17 protein-coding genes are annotated in these 19,111 nt (G+C 66.2%); 1 reads left to right on the top strand and 16 read right to left on the bottom strand.

Translation table 11 applies throughout. The features are described from left to right. The 14 genes from WFH44_RS21315 to WFH44_RS21250 form a co-directional block, all read right to left on the bottom strand. The coding region (locus WFH44_RS21315) for an FAD-dependent oxidoreductase (RefSeq protein WP_336716647.1) at positions 1 to 1,075 on the bottom strand (1,075 nt) is incomplete at its 3' end. 131 nt (positions 1,076 to 1,206) lie between these two features. Next, complete coding sequence (locus WFH44_RS21310; RefSeq protein WP_336716645.1) at positions 1,207 to 1,851, bottom strand: NADPH-dependent F420 reductase; 645 nt, start codon at positions 1,849 to 1,851, stop codon at positions 1,207 to 1,209. Next, entirely contained in the window at positions 1,848 to 2,690 is an 843-nt protein-coding gene (locus WFH44_RS21305; protein WP_336716643.1) for a serine/threonine-protein kinase, read from the bottom strand. Before WFH44_RS21305 ends, WFH44_RS21310 begins: the two co-directional genes overlap by 4 nt. Positions 2,691 to 2,871: 181 nt before the next feature. Further along, positions 2,872 to 3,807 (bottom strand): zinc-dependent alcohol dehydrogenase, encoded by a 936-nt coding sequence (locus tag WFH44_RS21300; RefSeq protein WP_336716642.1) that lies wholly within the window; start codon positions 3,805 to 3,807, stop codon positions 2,872 to 2,874. Beyond that, complete coding sequence (locus tag WFH44_RS21295; protein ID WP_336716639.1) at positions 3,741 to 3,914, bottom strand: hypothetical protein; 174 nt, start codon at positions 3,912 to 3,914, stop codon at positions 3,741 to 3,743. Before WFH44_RS21295 ends, WFH44_RS21300 begins: the two co-directional genes overlap by 67 nt. 476 nt (positions 3,915 to 4,390) lie before the next feature. Further along, a complete protein-coding gene (locus WFH44_RS21290; RefSeq protein ID WP_336716637.1) occupies positions 4,391 to 4,846 on the bottom strand; it encodes a MarR family winged helix-turn-helix transcriptional regulator in 456 nt (151 codons plus the stop codon). A 220-nt stretch (positions 4,847 to 5,066) separates the two neighbouring features. Further along, a complete protein-coding gene (locus WFH44_RS21285; RefSeq protein ID WP_336716635.1) occupies positions 5,067 to 5,705 on the bottom strand; it encodes a hypothetical protein in 639 nt (212 codons plus the stop codon). Positions 5,706 to 5,834: 129 nt separating this feature from the next. Then, positions 5,835 to 6,614, bottom strand: coding sequence for an acetoin reductase (locus tag WFH44_RS21280; protein ID WP_336716633.1), 780 nt, complete (start codon positions 6,612 to 6,614; stop codon positions 5,835 to 5,837). A gap of 128 nt (positions 6,615 to 6,742) precedes the next feature. Next, positions 6,743 to 7,375 carry an isochorismate family cysteine hydrolase YcaC gene (gene ycaC, locus WFH44_RS21275; protein WP_336716631.1) on the bottom strand — a complete coding sequence of 211 codons (633 nt, stop codon included), beginning with the start codon at positions 7,373 to 7,375 and terminating at the stop codon, positions 6,743 to 6,745. Between the two features lie 327 nt (positions 7,376 to 7,702). After that, positions 7,703 to 8,572, bottom strand: a complete 870-nt coding sequence (locus WFH44_RS21270) for a 3-hydroxyacyl-CoA dehydrogenase family protein (protein ID WP_336716629.1) — start codon at positions 8,570 to 8,572, stop codon at positions 7,703 to 7,705. 379 nt (positions 8,573 to 8,951) lie between these two features. Then, on the bottom strand, positions 8,952 to 10,151 hold the full coding sequence (locus WFH44_RS21265; RefSeq protein ID WP_336716627.1) for an acyl-CoA dehydrogenase family protein: 1,200 nt from the start codon (positions 10,149 to 10,151) through the stop codon (positions 8,952 to 8,954). Positions 10,152 to 10,195: 44 nt separating this feature from the next. Then, entirely contained in the window at positions 10,196 to 11,452 is a 1,257-nt protein-coding gene (locus WFH44_RS21260; RefSeq protein WP_336716624.1) for a CaiB/BaiF CoA transferase family protein, read from the bottom strand. Then, positions 11,449 to 12,834 carry an NAD-dependent succinate-semialdehyde dehydrogenase gene (locus WFH44_RS21255; protein ID WP_336716623.1) on the bottom strand — a complete coding sequence of 462 codons (1,386 nt, stop codon included), beginning with the start codon at positions 12,832 to 12,834 and terminating at the stop codon, positions 11,449 to 11,451. Before WFH44_RS21255 ends, WFH44_RS21260 begins: the two co-directional genes overlap by 4 nt. Positions 12,835 to 12,876: 42 nt before the next feature. Continuing rightward, a complete protein-coding gene (locus tag WFH44_RS21250; RefSeq protein ID WP_336716622.1) occupies positions 12,877 to 14,532 on the bottom strand; it encodes a flavin-containing monooxygenase in 1,656 nt (551 codons plus the stop codon). A gap of 272 nt (positions 14,533 to 14,804) precedes the next feature. On the opposite strand from WFH44_RS21250, the gene WFH44_RS21245 reads away from it, so the two are divergent. Beyond that, entirely contained in the window at positions 14,805 to 16,502 is a 1,698-nt protein-coding gene (locus WFH44_RS21245; RefSeq protein ID WP_336716620.1) for a helix-turn-helix domain-containing protein, read from the top strand. A gap of 361 nt (positions 16,503 to 16,863) precedes the next feature. Here the strand turns inward: WFH44_RS21245 and WFH44_RS21240 are convergent, their stop codons facing one another. Further along, entirely contained in the window at positions 16,864 to 17,115 is a 252-nt protein-coding gene (locus WFH44_RS21240; protein WP_336716618.1) for a twin-arginine translocase TatA/TatE family subunit, read from the bottom strand. Between the two features lie 30 nt (positions 17,116 to 17,145). Continuing rightward, positions 17,146 to 18,711 (bottom strand): flavin monoamine oxidase family protein, encoded by a 1,566-nt coding sequence (locus tag WFH44_RS21235; RefSeq protein WP_336716616.1) that lies wholly within the window; start codon positions 18,709 to 18,711, stop codon positions 17,146 to 17,148. Between the last annotated feature and the right edge of the window lie 400 nt (positions 18,712 to 19,111).

Genomic DNA, 19,111 nt, shown 5'->3' with positions numbered 1-19,111 from the left:
TGAGACCGACCCTGGCCAGGGGAGGGGTGAGGAAGATCGTGTACGGCACGGCCACCCGGTCGGTCGTGGTGCGGGTACCGGTGCCGGTGTCGGTCAGCTGGTCCGCGACGACGCGGTAGTCATCCAGCGAGATGTAGGTGAACTGCGGGCCGCCGTTGACGTCTCCGACCGCGTAGACGCCTTCGGCGGTGGTGGCCAGGCGTGCGTCGACCACGACGGCACCGTGCCCGTCGATGTCCACCCCGGCCTTCTCCAGACCAAGGTCCCCGGTGGCAGGGGTCCGGCCCAAGGCGATCAGCACCGCGTCGGCCTCAATCGTGTGCCCGGTCCCCCCGACGGTATAGCTCACGGTGGCGGCGTCGGCCCCGTCCTCGACCCTGGTCACCGAGGCGCCGGTGACCAGGCGTACCCCATCGGCTTTCAGGGCCGCGGCCGCGGTGGCTGCCACATCCGGGTCCTCGTGGCGCAGGGGCCGCGGTCCGCGGTCCAGGACGGTGACCGCGGATCCGTAGTGGGCGAACATCGAGGCGAACTCCAGCCCGACGTAGCCCCCGCCCACCACGACCAGCCGCTCCGGGAGCGAATGCACGTGCTGAAGGGTTTCGGAGTCGTGGATCCGTCCGCCGATCCGCGCGCCCTCGATCGGGGGCACCGTCGGGACGGAGCCGGTGTTGATCACAACGGTCGCGGCACTAATCCGCAGGACGTCCTCGCCGGCCGTGACCTCGACGGTCCTGGGGCCGACAAAGCGGGCATGTCCGGTGACCAGCAGGACCGAACCCAGCGTGTTGAGCTTTTCGAAGTTAGTGTTCCGCATGGCGCCGACGATGGCGTCGCGGCGGGAGACGGCCGCCTTGAAGTAGCGTTGTGGGTCATCGCCTGGGCGGCGGGCATCGGCGTCGTGGATCAGCGCCTTGGTGGGTACACACGCGATGTTGATGCACGAGCCCCCGGCCATCCCGGGGTCCTGCTCGACCACGGCCACCCGACGGCCGGCTGCTCCCGCGGCGGCGGCCAGGGTCTTGCCGCCCTTGCCCCACCCGATGACCAACAGGTCCGTGTGTTCCTCGCGCATCGCCATCCACTCCTCTGCTCGACCGACAGTGCCCTTGCCTTCCACCGTATCCCTCGTGCCGCACACCCCTGTCCCGGTCCCCGCCGCGCGTGCCTGCACGAACCCCTGCGTTCCGGAGGGGTGGTTTGGGTTCAAGCGCTGGCTGGCTGGGTGAGGTTGCTGAGCAGTGCCTGGAGTTGCTCGGCGGTATGGGATCCGTTGAAGATTTCCGTGCCGGGGTGGAAGAGTCTGCCGGCGGTGAGCGGACCTGCGTCGACCGGGTCATAGCCGAGGCTGTCGATGAACCAGCCCACGACATCCTTGGCTGCGCGGTCGTCTCCGGCCAGCGCTACTGCTCGCCGGCCGGCAGTGCCTTGCAGCCGGCAGGCTTCGTCGAGGTCGCGGCGGCTCATGCGGTTGAGGGACTTCACTACGTGCGACGTCGGCAAAGAGGCCTGCACTACTTCGCTGCTGGTGATTCCCGGGACCTCGAAACCGGCTAGGAACCCGTCGGTTGCAGGCCGGTAGTTCATGGCGTCGATGACGATCTTCCCAGCCAGGGCTGAGCGGTCCACACTGCAGTATTTGCGCAGCGGCACCGCCAGGAGGATAAGGTCGGCATCGGCCAGGCCGACCGGGTCCGCCAGGGCGGTTCCGGGGACGGCCCCGGCGTCCCGGACGGGGCTGCCTGTCGCGACCCGGACCGCGTGCCCGGCGTTCACCGCGAGGCGGGCCATGGCCGAACCGAGCCCGACGCTGCCCAGTATGCCGATCCTCATCCGACGGGTCGGGCTCACTGGGCCGTTCCTCTCCGGACGCGGCGCAGCAGCCGCAATGCCTCTCGGGCGGTGGCGCGATGCGCAGGGTCGATCGTGGTCATTGCCGCAATCAGCTCCGCCCACTGCCGTGGCACGGTGTCCGGGATGCGGGGCACGTGCCGGGTACGGGCGACCATGGACGGGATGGGGCTGGCCGGAAAGGGCTTGGCTCCGGTGAGGGATTCCAGGATTACGAGTCCCAGGGCGTAAACGTCTCCGGCTGTGCCGGGTATGCCCCCGGCGGCCTGTTCCGGACTCATGTAGTGCGCCGTTCCGTAGCCGGGCGAATCACAGGGCAGGCAGGGGCTGCTGGCGATGCCGAAATCGGCGAGCTTCGCGGTTCCGCTCGGGCGTCCGTCACGGCCGCGGGGGATCAGGATGTTGGAGGGCTTGATGTCGTGATGAACAATGCCCCGCGCATGGACATGGGCCAGGGCCTTTAACAGGCCCCGGTACCACGAGGCCGCGAGCCCGGACTCGACGGGACCTGCCCGCAGGATGCCCTGCAGCGTTGTCCCCTCCACCAGTTCCAGCACCGCGTAGGCCGGCAGCGACGGGTGCCCGGCGGGCCCGCGGTCGTACAGGGCGACAATGTGGCGGTGGCGGAGCCCGCCATGGATCAGGACCTCACGGCACCGGTCATTCCGGTTGCCGGGCCCGTGGTAGATCTTGAGGGCCACCTGCTTCCCGGTCCGCAGATCCGTGGCCCGGTGCACCTCCGCCTCGGCACCCCTGCCAAGGAGGTCTTCCAGGCGGAACCGTTGATCGAAGTATTCGCCGGCCGATGAAGCAGCGGGGCGTTCAATTGACAGGGTCATGCCGTGGATTCCTTCCTGTGTCTGTTCCTCCGGTCGGTGCCGCCGGATCTTCTGTTCATCACCGCTTCCGGCGATGGAATGTTGCACCGCCCCCTTCGCCATGGCATCCGCCCGGCCATGACGGCCGGCCGCGCAGGGCGACCGGCTGTCATGGCGGGTATGCGTCGGGGCGATGATGTGGTTAGGGATGGACGTCGATGACGACCTTGATCGCTTCGTCCTTTTTCTCGATCGCGGTCCTGAACGCCTCGAGCACGTCTTCCTGTGCGAAGCGGTGCGTGACCACCGGCGAGGGGTCGTACTTTTCGTCTCCGAGGTAGGAGATCACCTGGGCGATGTCGTCGTTGTTGTAGGCGGTTGAGCCGATCATCGTCAGCTCCGAGAGCACGAACTGGGTCTGCGGGACCTCGATCGGGCGCGGGGTCAGCGCGAGCACGACCATGCGGGAGCCGGCCTTGCCGCCGCGTACGTAGTCCGGGACCGCGTTCGGGGCTCCTGCCGAGTCGAAGTAGATGTCAACGTCGGGGCGCTCCTCGCCGAGGAAGTTCGGCACGGTCCCGAACCTTTCCTTGGCGAATTCGATCGGGTCGACCTCCTTGCCGTTGACGGGGATGCCGCCCATCTGCTTCACCGCCTCAAGCTTGCCCGGGATGATGTCGGAGACGATGACCTCCTCGACGCCGTTGGCTTTCAGATTGGCCAGCACGCCCAGGCCCACTGCGCCGGCGCCGAACACCAGGGCGCGTTCGCCGGCCTTCGGCTGGCCCAGGTTCACGCCGTGGTTGGCCACCGAGAAGGGTTCGATCACCACGGCCTTGTCGAAGCTGACGTTCTCCGGCAGCGGGTGCAGGTTGTAGCCGATCTCCGCGTCCTCGACGGAAATGAACTGGCTCAGGCCGCCGGCGGAGTCGGTGATCTCCAGTTTGGTACGGCCATCGTCGCCGCGCTTGGAGGTGGATGCATTGACGAACACGCGCAGGCCCGGAACGATCCTCGGGTCCTTGACCTCCGCGCCGACCTGGACAATCTCGGATACGAACTCGTGCCCGATCAGTCCGCCGGGGAAGATCCCCAGATCGTCCCGCCCTTCAGGTACGCGCTGATATCGGTGCCGCAAATGCCGGCCCGCATGTTCTTGACCAGGACATCCTTCGGCCCGATTCCCGGAACGGGGACATCCTCGATGGCTAGTTCGCCGATGCCCTTGTAGATGACTGCTCGCACGATCTTGATCCCTTCGTAGCACCTGAATGCGCTGATGGCTTCGCCGGCCAATGAGGGGCGGCCTGACTTCAATGCATTTGCATCTATTCCAGCCTAGCCCGAGGTGTAGATGTATGCAAATACATCTTTTCGTTTGGGCGGATATCACAGCAGCTGAAGGCCCCCGCACGCTGGCCAGGAGCATTCCAAGGAGCCGCAGGGCGACGGGGCGGGTACCGCCTACCGTGCAGGTTGCCGGCTACGGGAGCCGAAAGCCTGCGGGCGGGAGCGGTTCCCGCAGTGGCCCGGGGAGTGCGGCGGGGTCGCGTCGACCAACCGGCAAATAGGAGGGGCACCATGAGCGGGTGCGGTATCCGGGATCTTCCCCGCGATGTTATCGGCTAAGAGCGCCGCCGCGCCGCGCGTTCACGGCTGTGGCAGGGCGGTCGCCGGGGGTCGGGCATGTTCGGGGGCCGGGGCTGTCCTGAGGGGTTCCTTTAGCTGTTTCGGACTTTGTCCATGAGCTGTCCGAGGGTCAGCATCTCGGCCTGGTCCAGGCGGCTGCTCAGGGCCCGTTCGACGGCGGCAGCGTTCGATCGGGCGGCGGCGCGCAGGACGGTGCGGCCCTCATCGGTGAGGCGGAGCAGGGCGACCCGAGAATCGCCGGGCACGTCGGTCTTCATGATCAGATTCCGCTGCTGCAGCCGGTCGACGAGCCTGCTGAGCGCGCTTTGGCTCAGAACCACCCGGTGGACCAGGTCCTTCATCTTCACGCCGTCGTCGGGAATGTTGACCAGCGTGTCGAACTCGCGGGCGGTCAGGCTATGGTTCTTGTGCAGTTCCGCCTCGATCTCCCGCAGGACTGCCGCGTGGACTTCCATGACCGAGCGCCAGATCTCCACCTTTTCGCGGGTGCGCAGGGGGGAAGAGTCCTTGTTGTCTGGTTCGGTCACGTCGGGTGCCATTCTGATCGTTCTTTCCGGTCCGGCCCGCGGTCCGTCTCAGGTGGGCGGCCCTGGTTCGGGATAAATCCTATCGCTGGAGGTGCAGCGGAACCGAGGCAACCATGAGTCCCGGCCGGGCGGGGCCTGCTCCCGACGTTGCCGGTGCCATTCCCGGCGGCCGGTTGCGGCGGCGGCCGCCACCGGCTGCCCGGCAGGTTCGCGTGCCGGTTCAGAGGGATTGGAAGGTGATCAGGTCCGCGGTCTTCGTCCAGCCGGTGGCCGTGTAGCGGGAGGCCTGCTCCCGGCCGGCGATGGTGTAGAGGGTCCCGATGCCTTGGATGGCGGCTTCGCCGGCCAGCGCGGCTAGGACGGCCGCTTCAAGTTCCCCGGCAGGGCCGGGGCCCGGCGCGGTGATGCCGCCGATGACGGCGGCGCTGTCCTCGACTCGGAGGCGTCCGGTCGCGACGGGACGGTCGAAGACGGAGATTTCCACGACGTCGTACAGGTCAAGGGCTGCGGAGGAGAGATTGCCGTCCGCGGGCAGCGCCGGTTCCTGGTCCATGCTGTCGGTCGTGGCGGTGAGCAGCACCGCCGAAGCGGCCGGGGACAGCCCGTGCTCACTCGCGAAGGCTCGAGTGCCGTCAGGATCTGCTGTCGCCAGGATAAGGGCGGAATCCGGAGTCTGTGCGGCCAGCACGGCGATACGGGCGGCGTCGGCGCCCGGCCAGGCGGCCAGGTACTCGCGGCGAATATGATCCTCGTCGGGGAAGGTGACGACGGCGGCGCCGTCCGTTTCGCTTTCCAGCCCCCGCACCGCGGCCCAGGCCGTAGCCCATTCACGCACCGTGTGCTGCCATCGTGGGTCCATAACGGGATTTCTTTCTTTCCGAAGGTTAAAAACGGGCTGCCGGGTGGCGGGCCGGAGCGGAGGTTTTCCGTTCCGGCCCGCCACGGTGTCACCGAGCGATGCCTGGGCAGTGGCCCAGTTCGGGGGTGTTTAGCGGAAGACGATGCCGCCGTCGATGAGTGGGGTCTGTCCGGTCATGTAGTCCGAGTCCGGGCCGGCGAGGTAGGAGACGAAGCCTGCGACGTCCTCGGGGGTGGAGGCGCGGCCCAGGGTGATCCCTTCGACGTACTTCTTGAACGTGGCTCCGACTTCTGCTCCGGTGAGGGCGGCGAATTCGCGGTCGAGCTGTTCCCACATGCCGGTTCCGACGATTCCCGGGGAGTAGCCGTTGACGGTGATGCCGAACGCCCCGAGTTCCTTGGCTGCGGCCTGGATCAGCCCGCGGACGGCGAACTTGGTCGAGGAGTACAGTCCGGTCATGGGGAAGGAGTCGTGGGCGGCGATGGAGGTGGCGGCGATGATCTTGCCGCCGTGGCCGAGTTCCTTCAGCTTTGCGGCCGCGACCTGGACGCCGAACAGCACGCCCTTGACGTTGATGCCGAAGGTTCGGTCGAAATCCGCCTCGGTGATGGTCTCGACTGCGCCGACACCGGCGATGCCGGCGTTGTTGATCATGATGTCGAACCCGCCGAGCTCCTCGACCGTGCGGTCCACGGCGGCCTGGAGGCTGGCCTTGTCGGTCACGTCGCCGCCGATGGTGATGGCGCGCCGGCCGGCCGCTTCCACGAGTGATTTCGTGTGCTGCAGGCCTTCTTCTTTCAGGTCGAAGAGCGCGAGGTCCGCCCCGTCGTTCGCCAGCCGGGTGGCGATGGCCTGGCCGATGCCCTGGGCCGCTCCGGTGACGAATGCGACCTTTCCGTTGATGTTCATAAGAGTTCCTCCTTGGGCTGTTGCCCTGTTCGTGCTTTTCCTGCTTGGGTTTGGGGGAGCCGGTGCGGTCGGTCCGGATAGCGCAGGATCCGGTCGCCCGGGCGGGATGCGGGAAGGTGTCCGCTTTTCTAGCTGACGCGAGCCTGGGTGTTGAAGGCGTAGGCGTCCATGAGGTTCTTGTAGTCGGGGATGTGCTTGCCGAAGAGGGTGGCGAGGCCGGCGACGTCGTTACGCCAGTCGCGGTGGAGTTCGCTGGCCACGGCGAACCAGGAGGTCAGCTGGGCGCCGGCGGCGGACATGCGGTCCCAGGCCGCGTCGCGGGTGATCTGGTTGAAGGTGCCGGAAGCATCGGTGACGACGAAGACGTCATAGCCGGCCTCGATTGCGGACAGGGCCGGGAAGGCGACGCAGACTTCGGTGACCACGCCGGCGATGATCAGCTGCTTCTTGCCGGTGGCCTCGACCGCGGCCACGAAGTCGTCGTTGTCCCAGGCGTTGATCTGGCCAGGGCGGGCGATGAACGGGGCGTCCGGGAACTTTTCCTTCAGCTCCGGCATGAGCGGCCCGTTGGGTCCGTCCTCGAAGCTCGTGCTCAGGATGGTGGGCAGCTTGAAGTACTCGGCGATGTCGGCCAGGGCCAGCACGTTGTTCTTGAACTGGTCGGCCTGCAGGTCGTTGACCAGCGACATCAGCCCGGCCTGGTGGTCGACCAGCAGCACGGCGGCATCGTCACGGTTGAGGCGCTTGTATTCGTAACCCATGATGTTTCTCCTTATTGCTCTGCATTGCTCCGCCGGCCCGTCCCGGTGTGCGGAAGGCCGGCCAATGGATGCGTTTGCATCTATTGAGAGACTAGGGCATCGAATAGATGTATGCAACTGCATCTATCTGCTGGTGGGGTGAATCATAGAGTGCCCCCGAGTGTAAGGCTCCGTTGTGGCAGGTGGCCTTTGGGCGGTTACGCAGTAGGGGTGCGAAACGGGTGTCCCGGACGACGCTTGGAGAACCAGGTCGGTCCTGTTGCGGCGGTGCGCTCATGTGGCCTACTTCCGCCGAGTCGGTGTCCTCGAACGCCGTGCGAATCTGCGTCAGCTCCAGTTGTAAAAGCCCGTGCCGGATTTACGGCCCAGTTCCCCGCCTTCAACTTTGTCTCGTAGGATCTGCGGGGGCGCGAACCGGTCCCCGAGCGTGGAGTGCAGGTACTCGGCGATCCCCAGCCGTACGTCCAGGCCTACGATGTCGGTGGTTTTTAGCGGCCCGGTTGGATGTTTGTACCCGAGTACCATGGCATTATCGATGTCGTCGGCGCTGGCTACGCCCTCCTCGAGCATGCGCATCGCCTCCAGTGCGATCGCTACGCCCAGCCGGGAGCTCGCGAACCCGGGGGCATCGTTGACGACTACGGGGGTCTTGTCCAGCGCCTCTACCCAACGGCGGGCCGCGTCGACGAGTTCCGGCCGGGTCTGGCCGCCTATGACGACCTCGATCAGTGTCGAGGCGGGTACCGGATTGAAAAAGTGCAGGCCCAGGAAATTGGCCGGCCGCTTCAGTCCGCTGGCCAGCCGGGAAACGGATAGCGAGGAGGTGTTCGAGGCCAGAAATGCGTCCGTGTCCAGATGTTCCTCGACGGCACGCAGGGAGGAGATCTTCAGATCCCAGATCTCCGGAACGGCCTCGACCACCAGCTTGCGACCGCCGAAGGCGCCGTAGTTCACCGACACTTCCAGCCGGGAAAGAATCTCGTCCAGGTTGCAGTCGACCGCGCGGCGCTCGACGGATTTCGCGGCCGAGGATTGGATGCGCTCACGGGCTGCCAGCGCGGAAGCTTCGTCGCGCTCGACGACCACGACGTGTGAACCCTTGATGAGGAATCCGTGTGCGATGCCGGCTCCCATACGGCCTCCACCGAGGACACCGACCTTCTTTGGCAGTGCGGCGGGTAGAACCGAGATGCTCATCTACTTCTTCTTTCTGTTGAGAAATGCCTGCATGCGGTTGAACTTGGCCGGCGATTCGAAGGGCATCCCCAATGTCGGCTCCCGAGGCAGAGATCCCCTTCACTCCGTTCGCCGGATCAGCCGGGCTGCCGAACAGGATCAGGACCTTGGGTGCCGTCTCGAGATACGCACACACTGCGAGCAGCTCGTTGACCATGACCTGATCGATCGCGTTCCGTGTGTCCGGGCGGTGCAGTCGCACGGCGACTCTGCGGTCCGGTCCTCGACCATGAGCGTGGTGAAAGCGTCGGTATTTGAGTGCGTACCGGTGTCGTATTGCTTGTGAGTCATCAGGATCTCCTTGTGCGCGTGAGTCGCCTGGGGTAGCGCGGTGGTGAGCTCAGGCAATGGCGTTGTGTCCGGTAATCTCGCGTCCCACGATGAGAGACTGGATGAAATCCGTGCCCTCATAGGTGTGGACGACTTCCATGTCGAGGAGGTGCCGGGCCACGTGGTTCTCCAGCAATAGACCGTTGCCGCCCATGAGGTCCCGCGCGTCCCGGCATAGGGTGCGGGCCTTGTCTGCCACGAACATCTTCTGCAGTGAAGCCTGCTGCTGGGAGAGGATGCCCTGGTCCTGGAGCTGGCCGCAGCGGAAGCACATGAGCTGCATCGCGGTCAGGTCCGCCAACATCCTTGCGAGCGTGTTCTGGACGAGCTGGTTGTGGCTGATCGGTTTGCCGAACTGCCGGCGCTGTTGTGTGTACTTCACCGCAAGTTCGTAGCACGCTTGGGCGTGCCCGAGTGCTTCCCACGCGACCGTGGTGCGGGTCAGGTTCAGCACACCGGTTACGGCCCGGAAGCCGTGGGCCCCCTGGAGACGGTTGGTGTCCGGGACGCGCACGTCGTCGAGGGTGATCGCGGCCTGCTGGATTCCGCGCTTGGCGATCTTTCCCGTGATTGCCTCACCGTGGTATCCGGCCGGGTAGGCGCCGTCCTTCTTCTCGACGACGAAGGCCTTGACCTTCGCATCCTCGACGTCGCGGGCCCAGACGATGACGAGGTCGGCGACGTGGCCCAGACCTATCCAGCGCTTGGCGCCGCTGAGGATCCAGTCCTCGCCGTCGCGCCGGGCCGAAGTCTCCAGGGCCACCGTGTCCGACCCATGGTCCGGTTCGGTAAGGGCGAATGCGCCGATTTTCTCGAGCCGTGCCATGGCCGGCAACCAGCGGTCCTTTTGTTCCTGGGAGCCATGGAGGTTGATGGTTCCCATGGCGAGTCCCGAGTGGACAGCGTTGAAGGTGTTGAGCGACCCGTCGCCGCGGGAGAGTTCCATCGCTACGAGTCCTGCCTGCATGCGGGTCAGGTTGGCGCTGCCATAGCCCTTGACGGAGGTGCCGATGATCCCGAGCTTTCCGAGTTCCGGGACCAGTTCGTAGGGGAAGTCCGCCTTCTCCCAGTACTCGTTGATCACTGGCAGGACCTGGTCGTCAATGAACGCACGGACGCGCCGGACCAGGGCGCGGTCGTCAGCGGTGAGCCATTGATCGACGTTCAGGAAGTCGGAATTGATGTCTTCGGATGCTGAAATTACTGACACGGTGAATCTCCCGCTGATAAATGCTTTGTGATGGATGTGTGGTGCTAGCGCTGGGCGGGCGTCAGCGCCGCGCCGATACCCAGCCAAGCGAGTATGTCTTCGCGGTCGGCGTCTAGCGCCGGCGGGACCAGATCGTAGCTTGGACGTGTCCTGGAGAAGCTGATCGGATGCCGGACTCCCGGCTGTTCACCGTGGGGTCCCACGGAGACCACGGGATCCAGGCCGATGCTGCGGGCGAAGTCGATGCCCTGGGCGACGTCGTTGATAGGTGCGCTCGGGATGTTGCCGCCCATGAGGGACTCGTACCATTCCTGGGCGCTCCTGGCCTGTAGTGCCGCGACGAGAAGCGGCCGCAGATCTTGCCGGTTCCTGCTTCGGTTCGGGGCCGTGGAGAACCGGGCGTCGTCGGCCAGATCCGGCCGTCCGATGGTGTCGCAGAAGCGACGGAACTGGCTGTCGTTGCCGACGGCGATGATGATTGAGCCTGCCCCGGTGGGAAAAGGCCCGTACGGGTAGATGCTCGGGTGTTCGTTGCCCATCCGGCGCGGCACGCTTCCGCTGAGCAGGTATCCGGCGGTTTGGTTGACGAGCCCGGACTGTGCCGAGGAGAGCAGGTTTGTTTCGATGCGCTGTCCTTTGCCGCTTCGGTCGCGTTCGCGGAGGGCGGCGAGAATGCCGATGCAGGTGTGCAGTCCCGTGATGACGTCGAAGATGGCCACTCCGGAACGGTACGGTTCGGAATCCGGGGACCCGGTGAGGTCCATGAGCCCCGAGATGGCCTGGACCATCAGGTCGTAGCCCGGCAGGTCTGCGCCGCCCGCAGCTCCGAAGCCGGTGACCGAGGCATAGACGACGTCCGGATTCACCGGCACCACGGAGGCGTAGTCGAGCCCGAACCGTTCGAGCTTGCCCGGCTTGAAATTTTCGATAACGACGTCCGCACCGGCCACGAGCCGCTGGGCGGTTTCAAGGTCGTTGGGGTCGTTGAAATCCAGGGCAATGGATCGTTTGTTCCGGTTGATGGACATGTAGTACGTCGACTCGCCGTCCCGGACGGGCGGCATCCATGCGCGGGTGTCGTCACCGGAGGGGCTTTCGACCTTGATGACGGTCGCCCCGAGGTCGGCCAGGAGCATCGTGCAGTACGGTCCGGCCAGAACCCGGCTGAAGTCGGCAACGACGATGCCGGCCAGCGGTCCGCTGACCGGGCGGCCGAATGCGTCCTGCTCGCGCGGTCCTTCCGCGTGTTCGTCCGGAGTGGGCGGGAGACCGGGCCTCACATGCTTGCTTGATGATGTCATGCTTCCTCTTCCGCCGGGTCACGGACCAGCTTCTGGTTCGCGAAGGCGATGAACCCGTCCCTGGCCAGTTCGCGCCCCACGCCGGAGCGCTTCACGCCGCCGAAGGGCAGATCGGGGGCGGAGCGGATCAGGCTGTTGATGCCGACCATCCCTGTCTCGAGCCGGTCGGCGATCGCACGGGCGCGTTGCCGGTTGCCAGAGAACACGGTGCCGGCCAGACCGAAGGGGGAATCGTTGGCCAGCCGGACGGCGGCGTCCTCATCAGCCACCGGGTGGACCACGGCGACCGGGCCGAAGAGCTCATCCCGGTAGGCCGCGGCTTGTTCGGGCACGTCCACCAGGATGGTCGGCGGGTAGAAGGCGCTGTCGGCGCCCTCTTCGCGGCCGCCGATGACGATCCGGGCCCCGTGGGCCACGGCGTCCCGGACGTACCCGTCGAGTTCCCGGGCCGCGGCGGCGGAGGACAACGGACCCATGGTGCAGTCGTCCTGGGTCGGGTCGGAGGGGGAGTAGGACTTCATGGCGTCCGTGAAGTGCGCGAGGAATTCGTCGAAGACCTTTTCGTCGATGATGAAGCGCTTGGAGGCGGTGCAGGCCTGCCCGGCGTTGTATAGCCGGCCGGCGGCGGCCACGGTTGCGGCCTGTTCGATGTCGGCGTCAGCCAGGACGATGAACGGGTCCGACCCGCCCAACTCCAGTACGCTGCGCTTGAGGTGGCGCCCGGCAGCGGCACCGATGGCCTGGCCGGCAAGCTCGGACCCGGTCAGTGAGACTCCGGCGATGCGTTCGTCCCCGATGACCTTCTCCACCTGGGCGGAGGAGATAAACGCGTTGGCGTACCCTCCCTCGGGAATTCCTGCCTCGCGCAGCACTTCCTCGATCGCCATCGCTGACTGCGGACAGTTGCGGGCGTGCTTGACAAGGACAGTGTTTCCCAGCGCCAGGTTCGGTGCCGCGAAGCGGGCGACCTGGTAGTAGGGGAAGTTCCACGGCATGACGCCCAGCAGTGTGCCGATGGGCTCCGAGCGCACGATGGCGGTGCCCTCCCCAGTGATTGAGAGCGGCTGGTCCGCGAGGAACCCGGCCAGGTGGTCGGCGTAGTACTGGTAGATCGAGGCCACCAGCTTGACCTCTGCGCGGGCCTGGGTGATGGGCTTGCCCATCTCCAGTGTCAGTAGCGCGGCCAGTTCATCCAGACGTTCGCGGTGGATCCCAGCGGCCCGGCGCAGGATCGCAGCGCGCTCCCCGGTCGGAGTCCCGGCCCACTCCACCTGCGCAGTGGCGGCACGCCCGATGATCGAGTCGAGCTCCCCCTCGGTGATCTCCGGGTAGTTCGCGATGACCTCGCCGGTGGCGGGATTTGTGGTGGTGTAGACGCCCAAGGGCCTGTTCCTTTCGTCGTTCTCGGCAGTGGGGTGCACTGGTCAGCTGGCCGGGGCCAGCTCGGCCAGCTCGGATCGGCCCCGGCCCTGGGCTGTGCCGCCGGCAGCCGCCATCAGGTTCGGGTAGCCAGCCTCGGCCTCGCGGACGAGGAGTTCCTTCATGGCGGCGAGACCGCCCAGGTAGAACAGCACGCTGGGCGTCTTGCCGGGGATGTTGGCACCGAAGATCCAGGAGTCCACGCGGCCGAAGACGGAGCCGGTGGCCAGATCGCTGCAGATTTTGCTCCACTTCTCCTCGGCCTCGGCGGTGGGCTCGATCGTTGCGATGCCGTTTTCCCGGGCGTGCGCGATGGCGCCGGAGATCCACTCCACCTCGGCCTCGATGGCCGAGGGCAGGTTGCAGAACGGTCCCTTCGGGCCGAGAACCATGAACCAGTTCGGGAAGCCCGCGGTGGTCATGCCGAGGTAGCTGGTCGGGTCGTCCTTCCAGGCTTCGTTGATGCGCAGGCCGTTGCGGCCGGTGAGGTCCATGCGGCGGTAGTTGCCGTCCACGGCGTCGAATCCGGTGGCGAAAACGATGACGTCGTACTCGCGGTGGATGCCGTCCGAGGTTCGGATGCCGGTCGGGGTGATCTCCTCGATCGGCGTGTCGGAGACGTTGATAGCCTCGACCTGAGGCAGGTTGAAGGTCCGGTAGTAGCCGTTGTCGCACAGCGGGCGGCGGGCGTGCAGGCCCGCCGGCATGATCTTGGCGGCGATTTCAGGGTCCTTGACGATCTCCCGGATGCGGTCCTTGACGAACTCTCCGGCGATCATGTTGGCCTCCTCGTCGGTGGCCAGGTTGCCGAACGTCGAGAACATGAACCGGAAGCCCCCGCCCTCGTTCCATGCGTCCGTGAAGATCTGCTCCCGCTGCTGCTCAGAGTAGTCCCACAGGGACCGCTCGACTTCATCGAGACCAAAACCCAGGGCCGAACCGAAGACCTTGTCCCGCGTCTTGTCGAAGTCGGCGTGATACTGCTCGACCTCTCCCTCGTCCATCGGCCGCAGGCCGACCGGCACGGAGTACTGCGGGGTCCGCACGAAGACGCCGAGCTTAGCCACCGTCGGGCCCAGCGCGGTGACCACCTGCTGGCCAGTCGAGCCGGTGCCGATGACCGCCACACGCTGGCCGGTGACGTCCAGGCCCTCCGGCCACCGCGCCGTGTGGACCAGCTTGCCTTCGAAGGAGTCCCGGCCCGGGATGTCCGGCAGGTTGACGGCGGCCAGCAGGCCGACCGCATTGATGACGTAGGTCGCGCGGATGAGGCCACCGTCGTCGGTGGTCAGTTCCCACTGGTTGGCGGCTTCATCATAGTGGGACGCGGCGATGCCAACTCCGAAGCGGAAGTGCCTGCGCAGGTCGAACCGGTCCACGACGCCCTCCAGGTAGGAGAGGATCTCCGGCTGCGTCAGGTAGGTGTTCTCCCAGGTCGTGTCCTGGTAGAGCTCCTTGTCGAAGAAATACTGGTAGACGTAACTCTCGGAGTCCGAGAGGGCACCCGGATAGCGGTTCCAGTACCAGGTGCCGCCCGGGCCCATGGCGCGGTCGAATCCGAGGACCGTAAGTCCCTGCTCGTTGGCGAGCCTGTGCATGGCGTAGATGCCACCGAATCCTGCGCCGATGACGACGGCGTCGACGGTCTGCTGAGTACCCATGGCTTCCTCCTGTTTACTGTGTCCTGTGACTGTGGCCGCGGAATGTGTGATGCGGACCATCTTGAAATCAACGATAGGGAGTGGGGAAGATCACTCCGTGTTCCACTTCGGTACACGGCCCGGTCACCGCAGACACTTTCGGCATCACCTCTCTGGAGGCAGGGGCAGCGTCAATCGCTGTTCACTGCAGGGGAAATTCGCCGGGGATTATAATGGACTATCCACCAGAAAGGTTCCTCATGGGCAGTGCAGCGGATCACGCTGGCGATCCTGTGCGCGCCGCACTCCGGCGCCTCATCGCCCAGGGCCTGACCATGGACCTCCAGATCGACCACATTGTCCCCCGCGAGATCCAGAACAGCTGGCGGCGGTCGATTTCCTCGAAGGTCGACCCCGCAGGGCAGCCACGGATCGAGGACATCGGCGCCCGCGAGGATCTGATCCAGGCCGCCGCGGGCCGTGTCATGGACCGCTGGTACGCATCCTTGTCCAATACCAGGACTACGCTGCTGCTCGGCAACGCCGCAGGGCAGATCGTGTGGCGGCGCACCGTCGACGCCCGGGACCGCCGCACGCTCGATGTCGTCGGAGCGGTCGAGGGAGGTGATTTTTCCGAGCGTGTTTCGGGGACCAACGGTGTGGGTACCTCCATCGAGGCGCGCTCACCGATCCTGATTCGCGGCAGCCAGCATTTCCTCGAGTCACTCAGGGACGTCGCCTGTGCCGCCGCGCCGGTGATCCATCCGCTCACCGGCCGGATCGTCGGGTCGGTGTCGCTCACGGTAGCCGCGCAGGAGGCCAACGACTACATGGTCTCCGTCGCGCGCCAGGCCAGCCAGGAGATCGCTGATTCCCTGCTGGAGGGAGCAAACAGCCGGGACGTGGCTTTGGCCCGGGCCTTCCGGCGGGCGCGGGCCGGGCGCCGCGGCGTGCTGGTCATGAACCGGGATTCGATAATGTCCGACCTACCGGCCCTCGCGCGTCTGGACGGAGAAACCCAGGCGCAGATCTGGGACCAGCTCGCCACCCGGCTGGGGGCCGGTGAGGAACGCGCGTTCAATCTGGCCGACATCGGGCTGTCCGCCCTCGTCACCAACGTGGGACAGGCCTCGGAGCCCGTGCTTGAACTGCGCCTGCTGTCCCCGGCCGACACGCGAGAGGAAAAGCGGGCAGGCGCTGCCCGTTCCGTCGTGCCTGAGCTGCCGAGGGCGTCGGCACCTCCACCGGCCGAAGCCGATGAGGCGGTGGCCGCCTGGTGGGCTGACCTGACAGACTATGCGAAATCCCACCTCGGCAACGAGCTCGTCATCACTGCACCCCGCGGCTCCGACGCCGAGACATGGGTGCGCGCCTGGTCGGCGGCCACGGGCCGGGCTGCACGGGCCGTCGCCATCCCGCCGGGGGTGGACAGCCGGGGTCGCCGCGATCAGGAACCCGGGACCGATGATTCCCCTCCGGGTGGCGCCGTCCCGACGTTCCCTCCGCTGCGGCTGCGGCGATCGGCGCTGGCCGAACTGGCCCGGAAGGCCTACCGGGGCCCGGGGCCCGGCCCGCGGTTCACCGGGGAAGCCCTGAGTGCGCTGCTGTCCTGGTACTGGCCCGGCGATCTCGCCGAACTGGCCGACCTGGTGGCACGGCTGCCCCATCCCGAGGCCGGACCGTGGATAATCGACGTGGCCGAGCTCCCGCCGCACATGGCCTCCGTTCCTCGCCGGAGGCTGTCCAGGTGGGAACAGGCCGAGCGGGACTCGTTGCTGCAGGCCTTGACCGATTCCGGAGGCATCAAATCCGATGCGGCCGAACTCCTCGGCATCGGACGGACCACGCTGTACCGTAAGCTGCGCGCACTCTCGATCGACCAGCGGCAGATCGATGCGCTGAGCAAGCCCCCGGATCTGAGGCTTCCGGCGCTCCTGCCGCGGTCCGTGAACGGGGCGCTTGGCGGGCGCCTCGAAGGTGACCACGTGTGACATGCTGCAGGACCGGCAATATTGCCGGTCCTGCAGGTTTTGCCACCGAGACACTCAAAGCACCAGCGACGGGGGTCCATCACATGCTTGCTGCCCCGGGTTCGATGACTTAGTTGAAGACCAGCTAGAACGACCACGCGCCCGAGCGGTGCACCCGTCATATGCGCCGTTATCGGCGTTGGTGGTGCCGGATAGCTCTCAATCTGACTGTGGACCCCGGCGGAGGCATCTGGCCCAGGTGCAGTGAGCGATGTACGTCCCGGCTATCGACATCCGGGATGGTTGCGGGGCGAGTTGGACGCCGGAGGGGTTGTCCGGCGTCCAACTCGATTGGTTCCGCTGCCATGGGTGAGCCGGGGGACTATGCTCCGTCAGAGTTTAGGGCACGTCCCTTGCGCATGCGCTCATCCTCGGACTTCGTGGCGGAGTCCTGACGGTTCGGGTCAGCGGCCTCGGGGTCCACGCCCTTCAGCTCGGTGACCTCGGATTTGAAGATCCGCATCGACTGGCCCAGGCTGCGGGCTATGCCTGGCAGTTTGGGGGCGCCGAACAGCAGCAGGAGGACCACCAGCAGGATGACCAGCACCATGGGGTTATCGAACAATCGAGCCATCGCAGGATTCCTTTCGTCCGCGGAAGCGGATCAGCGCTGCGCGGCGAACATGCGGTCGAATTCCTCGATCGCGGTTTGGGCCGAGCGGACGGAGCCTTCCATCCAGCCGGGCAGGTACGAGGTGTGCTCGCCGGCGAGCATGACTCGGTTGTGGCGCGCGGAGATTGTCGGGTAGATCGACTTCCGGCGCTCGTCGTTCCACAGGGAGTAGCCGCCGCCGACCCAGGGAATGTTGTGCCACGAAAGGGAGACGCCGCCGTCGAACTCCTTGGCGGCCTGAGGGTGGATCTTGTCGTTCTGGGCCAGGATTTCCTGCAGCCGCTGCTCCGGGGTCATGTCGCCGAGCTTCTTGCCGTAGTCGCCGAAGGTGTAGGCGCCGAGGACGACGCCCTTGCCGGCGGAGAACATCCGGTCGGCCGGGTAGGACATCTGGCCCATCGCCTGGTCGGTGTAGCTGACGCCGCCGTAGATGTGCTCGTCCTGCTCCCAGAAACGGCGCTTGTACTGGATGCCGACCTTGGTCACCGTGTCATACGGAACCTGCGGAATGACGCGCTCGAGTTCAGGGGAGATGCTCAGGTCGATGTTCTTGAGCACCGGCAGCGGGATGGTGACGATGGAAACGTCGCCGGTGGACTGTTTCCGGTTGCCGTTCGCGTCCTCCCAAACGGCGGTGACCTGGTTATCGTCCTGGGACAGGGAGATGACCTTGGCGCCGTGGCGGATGAACTGCTTGGTGTGCTTTTCGAAGGCTTTGGCGATCATGTCCATGCCGCCGACCGGTTGCCACATGGTGGACTGGAAGGTGTACATCTGCTCTGTGGCCAGGGACTGCCAGAGTCTGGCGTCCAGGACCTGGTCCCGGGTCAGCGGTGCGGACGGCACGCCGGCGTTCAGTCGGGCGCCCGGGTCCTCGTCCCAGCCGCGGAAGGCGCTCGTCGCGGGGCCGCGGACGTAACGGTTGCGGGTGTCCAGCACACCCCATTCGCGCATCGCAACCAGGATTTTCTCGCGGTCCTCAGCGCTGAGTTCGGCATCGAGCCGGCCGCTGGCAGCGGCCTGGGCCAGGACCTCGGCGATCCGGCCCTGCAGATCAGCCCGGGCCGCACCCTGGCTGACGCGGATGCCACTCTGGCGGTGGATCAGCGCGTTCTGGTTGATCATCGGGAAGACCTCCAGCGGGATCCCGAATTCGCGCACGTAGTGCAGCAGGCCTGTGTGGTGGTAGGGGATGCGCCATGGGCCGGGGTTGAAATACAGGCCGCGGTCCATCCGCACGGTCTGCGTGCTTCCGGTCTCCTCGACCCGGTCGCCGTCGCGCAGGGTGATGATCCGGCCGCCGGAACGCTCGGTCGCCTCAAGGACCTCCACCTCGTACCCGGCCTTGCTCATTTCGTAGGCGGCCATCATGCCGGCAATGCCGGCGCCGAGGATCAGGACCTTGCGCCCCTCTCCGCCGGCCCCGTTGAGCGTCGGCGCCTGAAACAGCGGCGGAGCGGCCTGCGCGTCCATCGTGCCCATGATTTGGGTCATCGCGCCGAGTCCGGCGGTCAGGCCGACAGCCTGCAGGAACGACTTACGGGATATGCCAGTCATCGGATGTGTCCTTTGCTTTCTGTGACCAGGGTTCCGTCCCTCCGGCCGGAACGCTCGTAGCCACCGGACGCCATTGACGGATAACATGATGGTGACATGTCAACAAACTAGATGCAAATCTATATATATGAGACGGTCGGCGTGGTTGATGGCATCAGCGCGGGCGTCCGCAGTCCCTGCTGCAAGGGGCGGTGTTCTGCGGGTGCGACCGGTTTTTAGCCTCGGGCCGGCAGGGCCGCCGGAGCTCCCGGGACCACCCGTGAGGTCAACGGCATGAACAGCCCTTCATCGTGGTCATCGTGGGGCTGGGCTGACGCCTGTTCCCGGGATCGCCGGTTCCCGTGCGGGTCAGGCGAGGTCACCGAGGACCTCGTTGAGGGCCTCGGTGGAGGAGGGGTGA

Origin of the sequence: Arthrobacter sp. USHLN218 (assembly GCF_037144715.1) — a bacterium.
Classification (GTDB): domain Bacteria; phylum Actinomycetota; class Actinomycetes; order Actinomycetales; family Micrococcaceae; genus Crystallibacter.
Note: the sequence above shows the minus strand (reverse complement) of the source record. Positions and strands in the feature narration are given on the sequence as shown.

Coding starts and splice junctions, on each gene's coding strand:
- WFH44_RS21305 (WP_336716643.1), bottom strand. CDS start 2,690: ATGACCCTGTCAATTGAACGCCCCGCTGCTTCATCGGCCGGCGAATAC.
- WFH44_RS21285 (WP_336716635.1), bottom strand. CDS start 5,705: ATGGACCCACGATGGCAGCACACGGTGCGTGAATGGGCTACGGCCTGG.
- WFH44_RS21280 (WP_336716633.1), bottom strand. CDS start 6,614: ATGAACATCAACGGAAAGGTCGCATTCGTCACCGGAGCGGCCCAGGGC.
- ycaC (WP_336716631.1), bottom strand. CDS start 7,375: ATGGGTTACGAATACAAGCGCCTCAACCGTGACGATGCCGCCGTGCTG.
- WFH44_RS21270 (WP_336716629.1), bottom strand. CDS start 8,572: ATGAGCATCTCGGTTCTACCCGCCGCACTGCCAAAGAAGGTCGGTGTC.
- WFH44_RS21260 (WP_336716624.1), bottom strand. CDS start 11,452: ATGACATCATCAAGCAAGCATGTGAGGCCCGGTCTCCCGCCCACTCCG.
- WFH44_RS21250 (WP_336716622.1), bottom strand. CDS start 14,532: ATGGGTACTCAGCAGACCGTCGACGCCGTCGTCATCGGCGCAGGATTC.
- WFH44_RS21240 (WP_336716618.1), bottom strand. CDS start 17,115: ATGGCTCGATTGTTCGATAACCCCATGGTGCTGGTCATCCTGCTGGTG.
- WFH44_RS21235 (WP_336716616.1), bottom strand. CDS start 18,711: ATGACTGGCATATCCCGTAAGTCGTTCCTGCAGGCTGTCGGCCTGACC.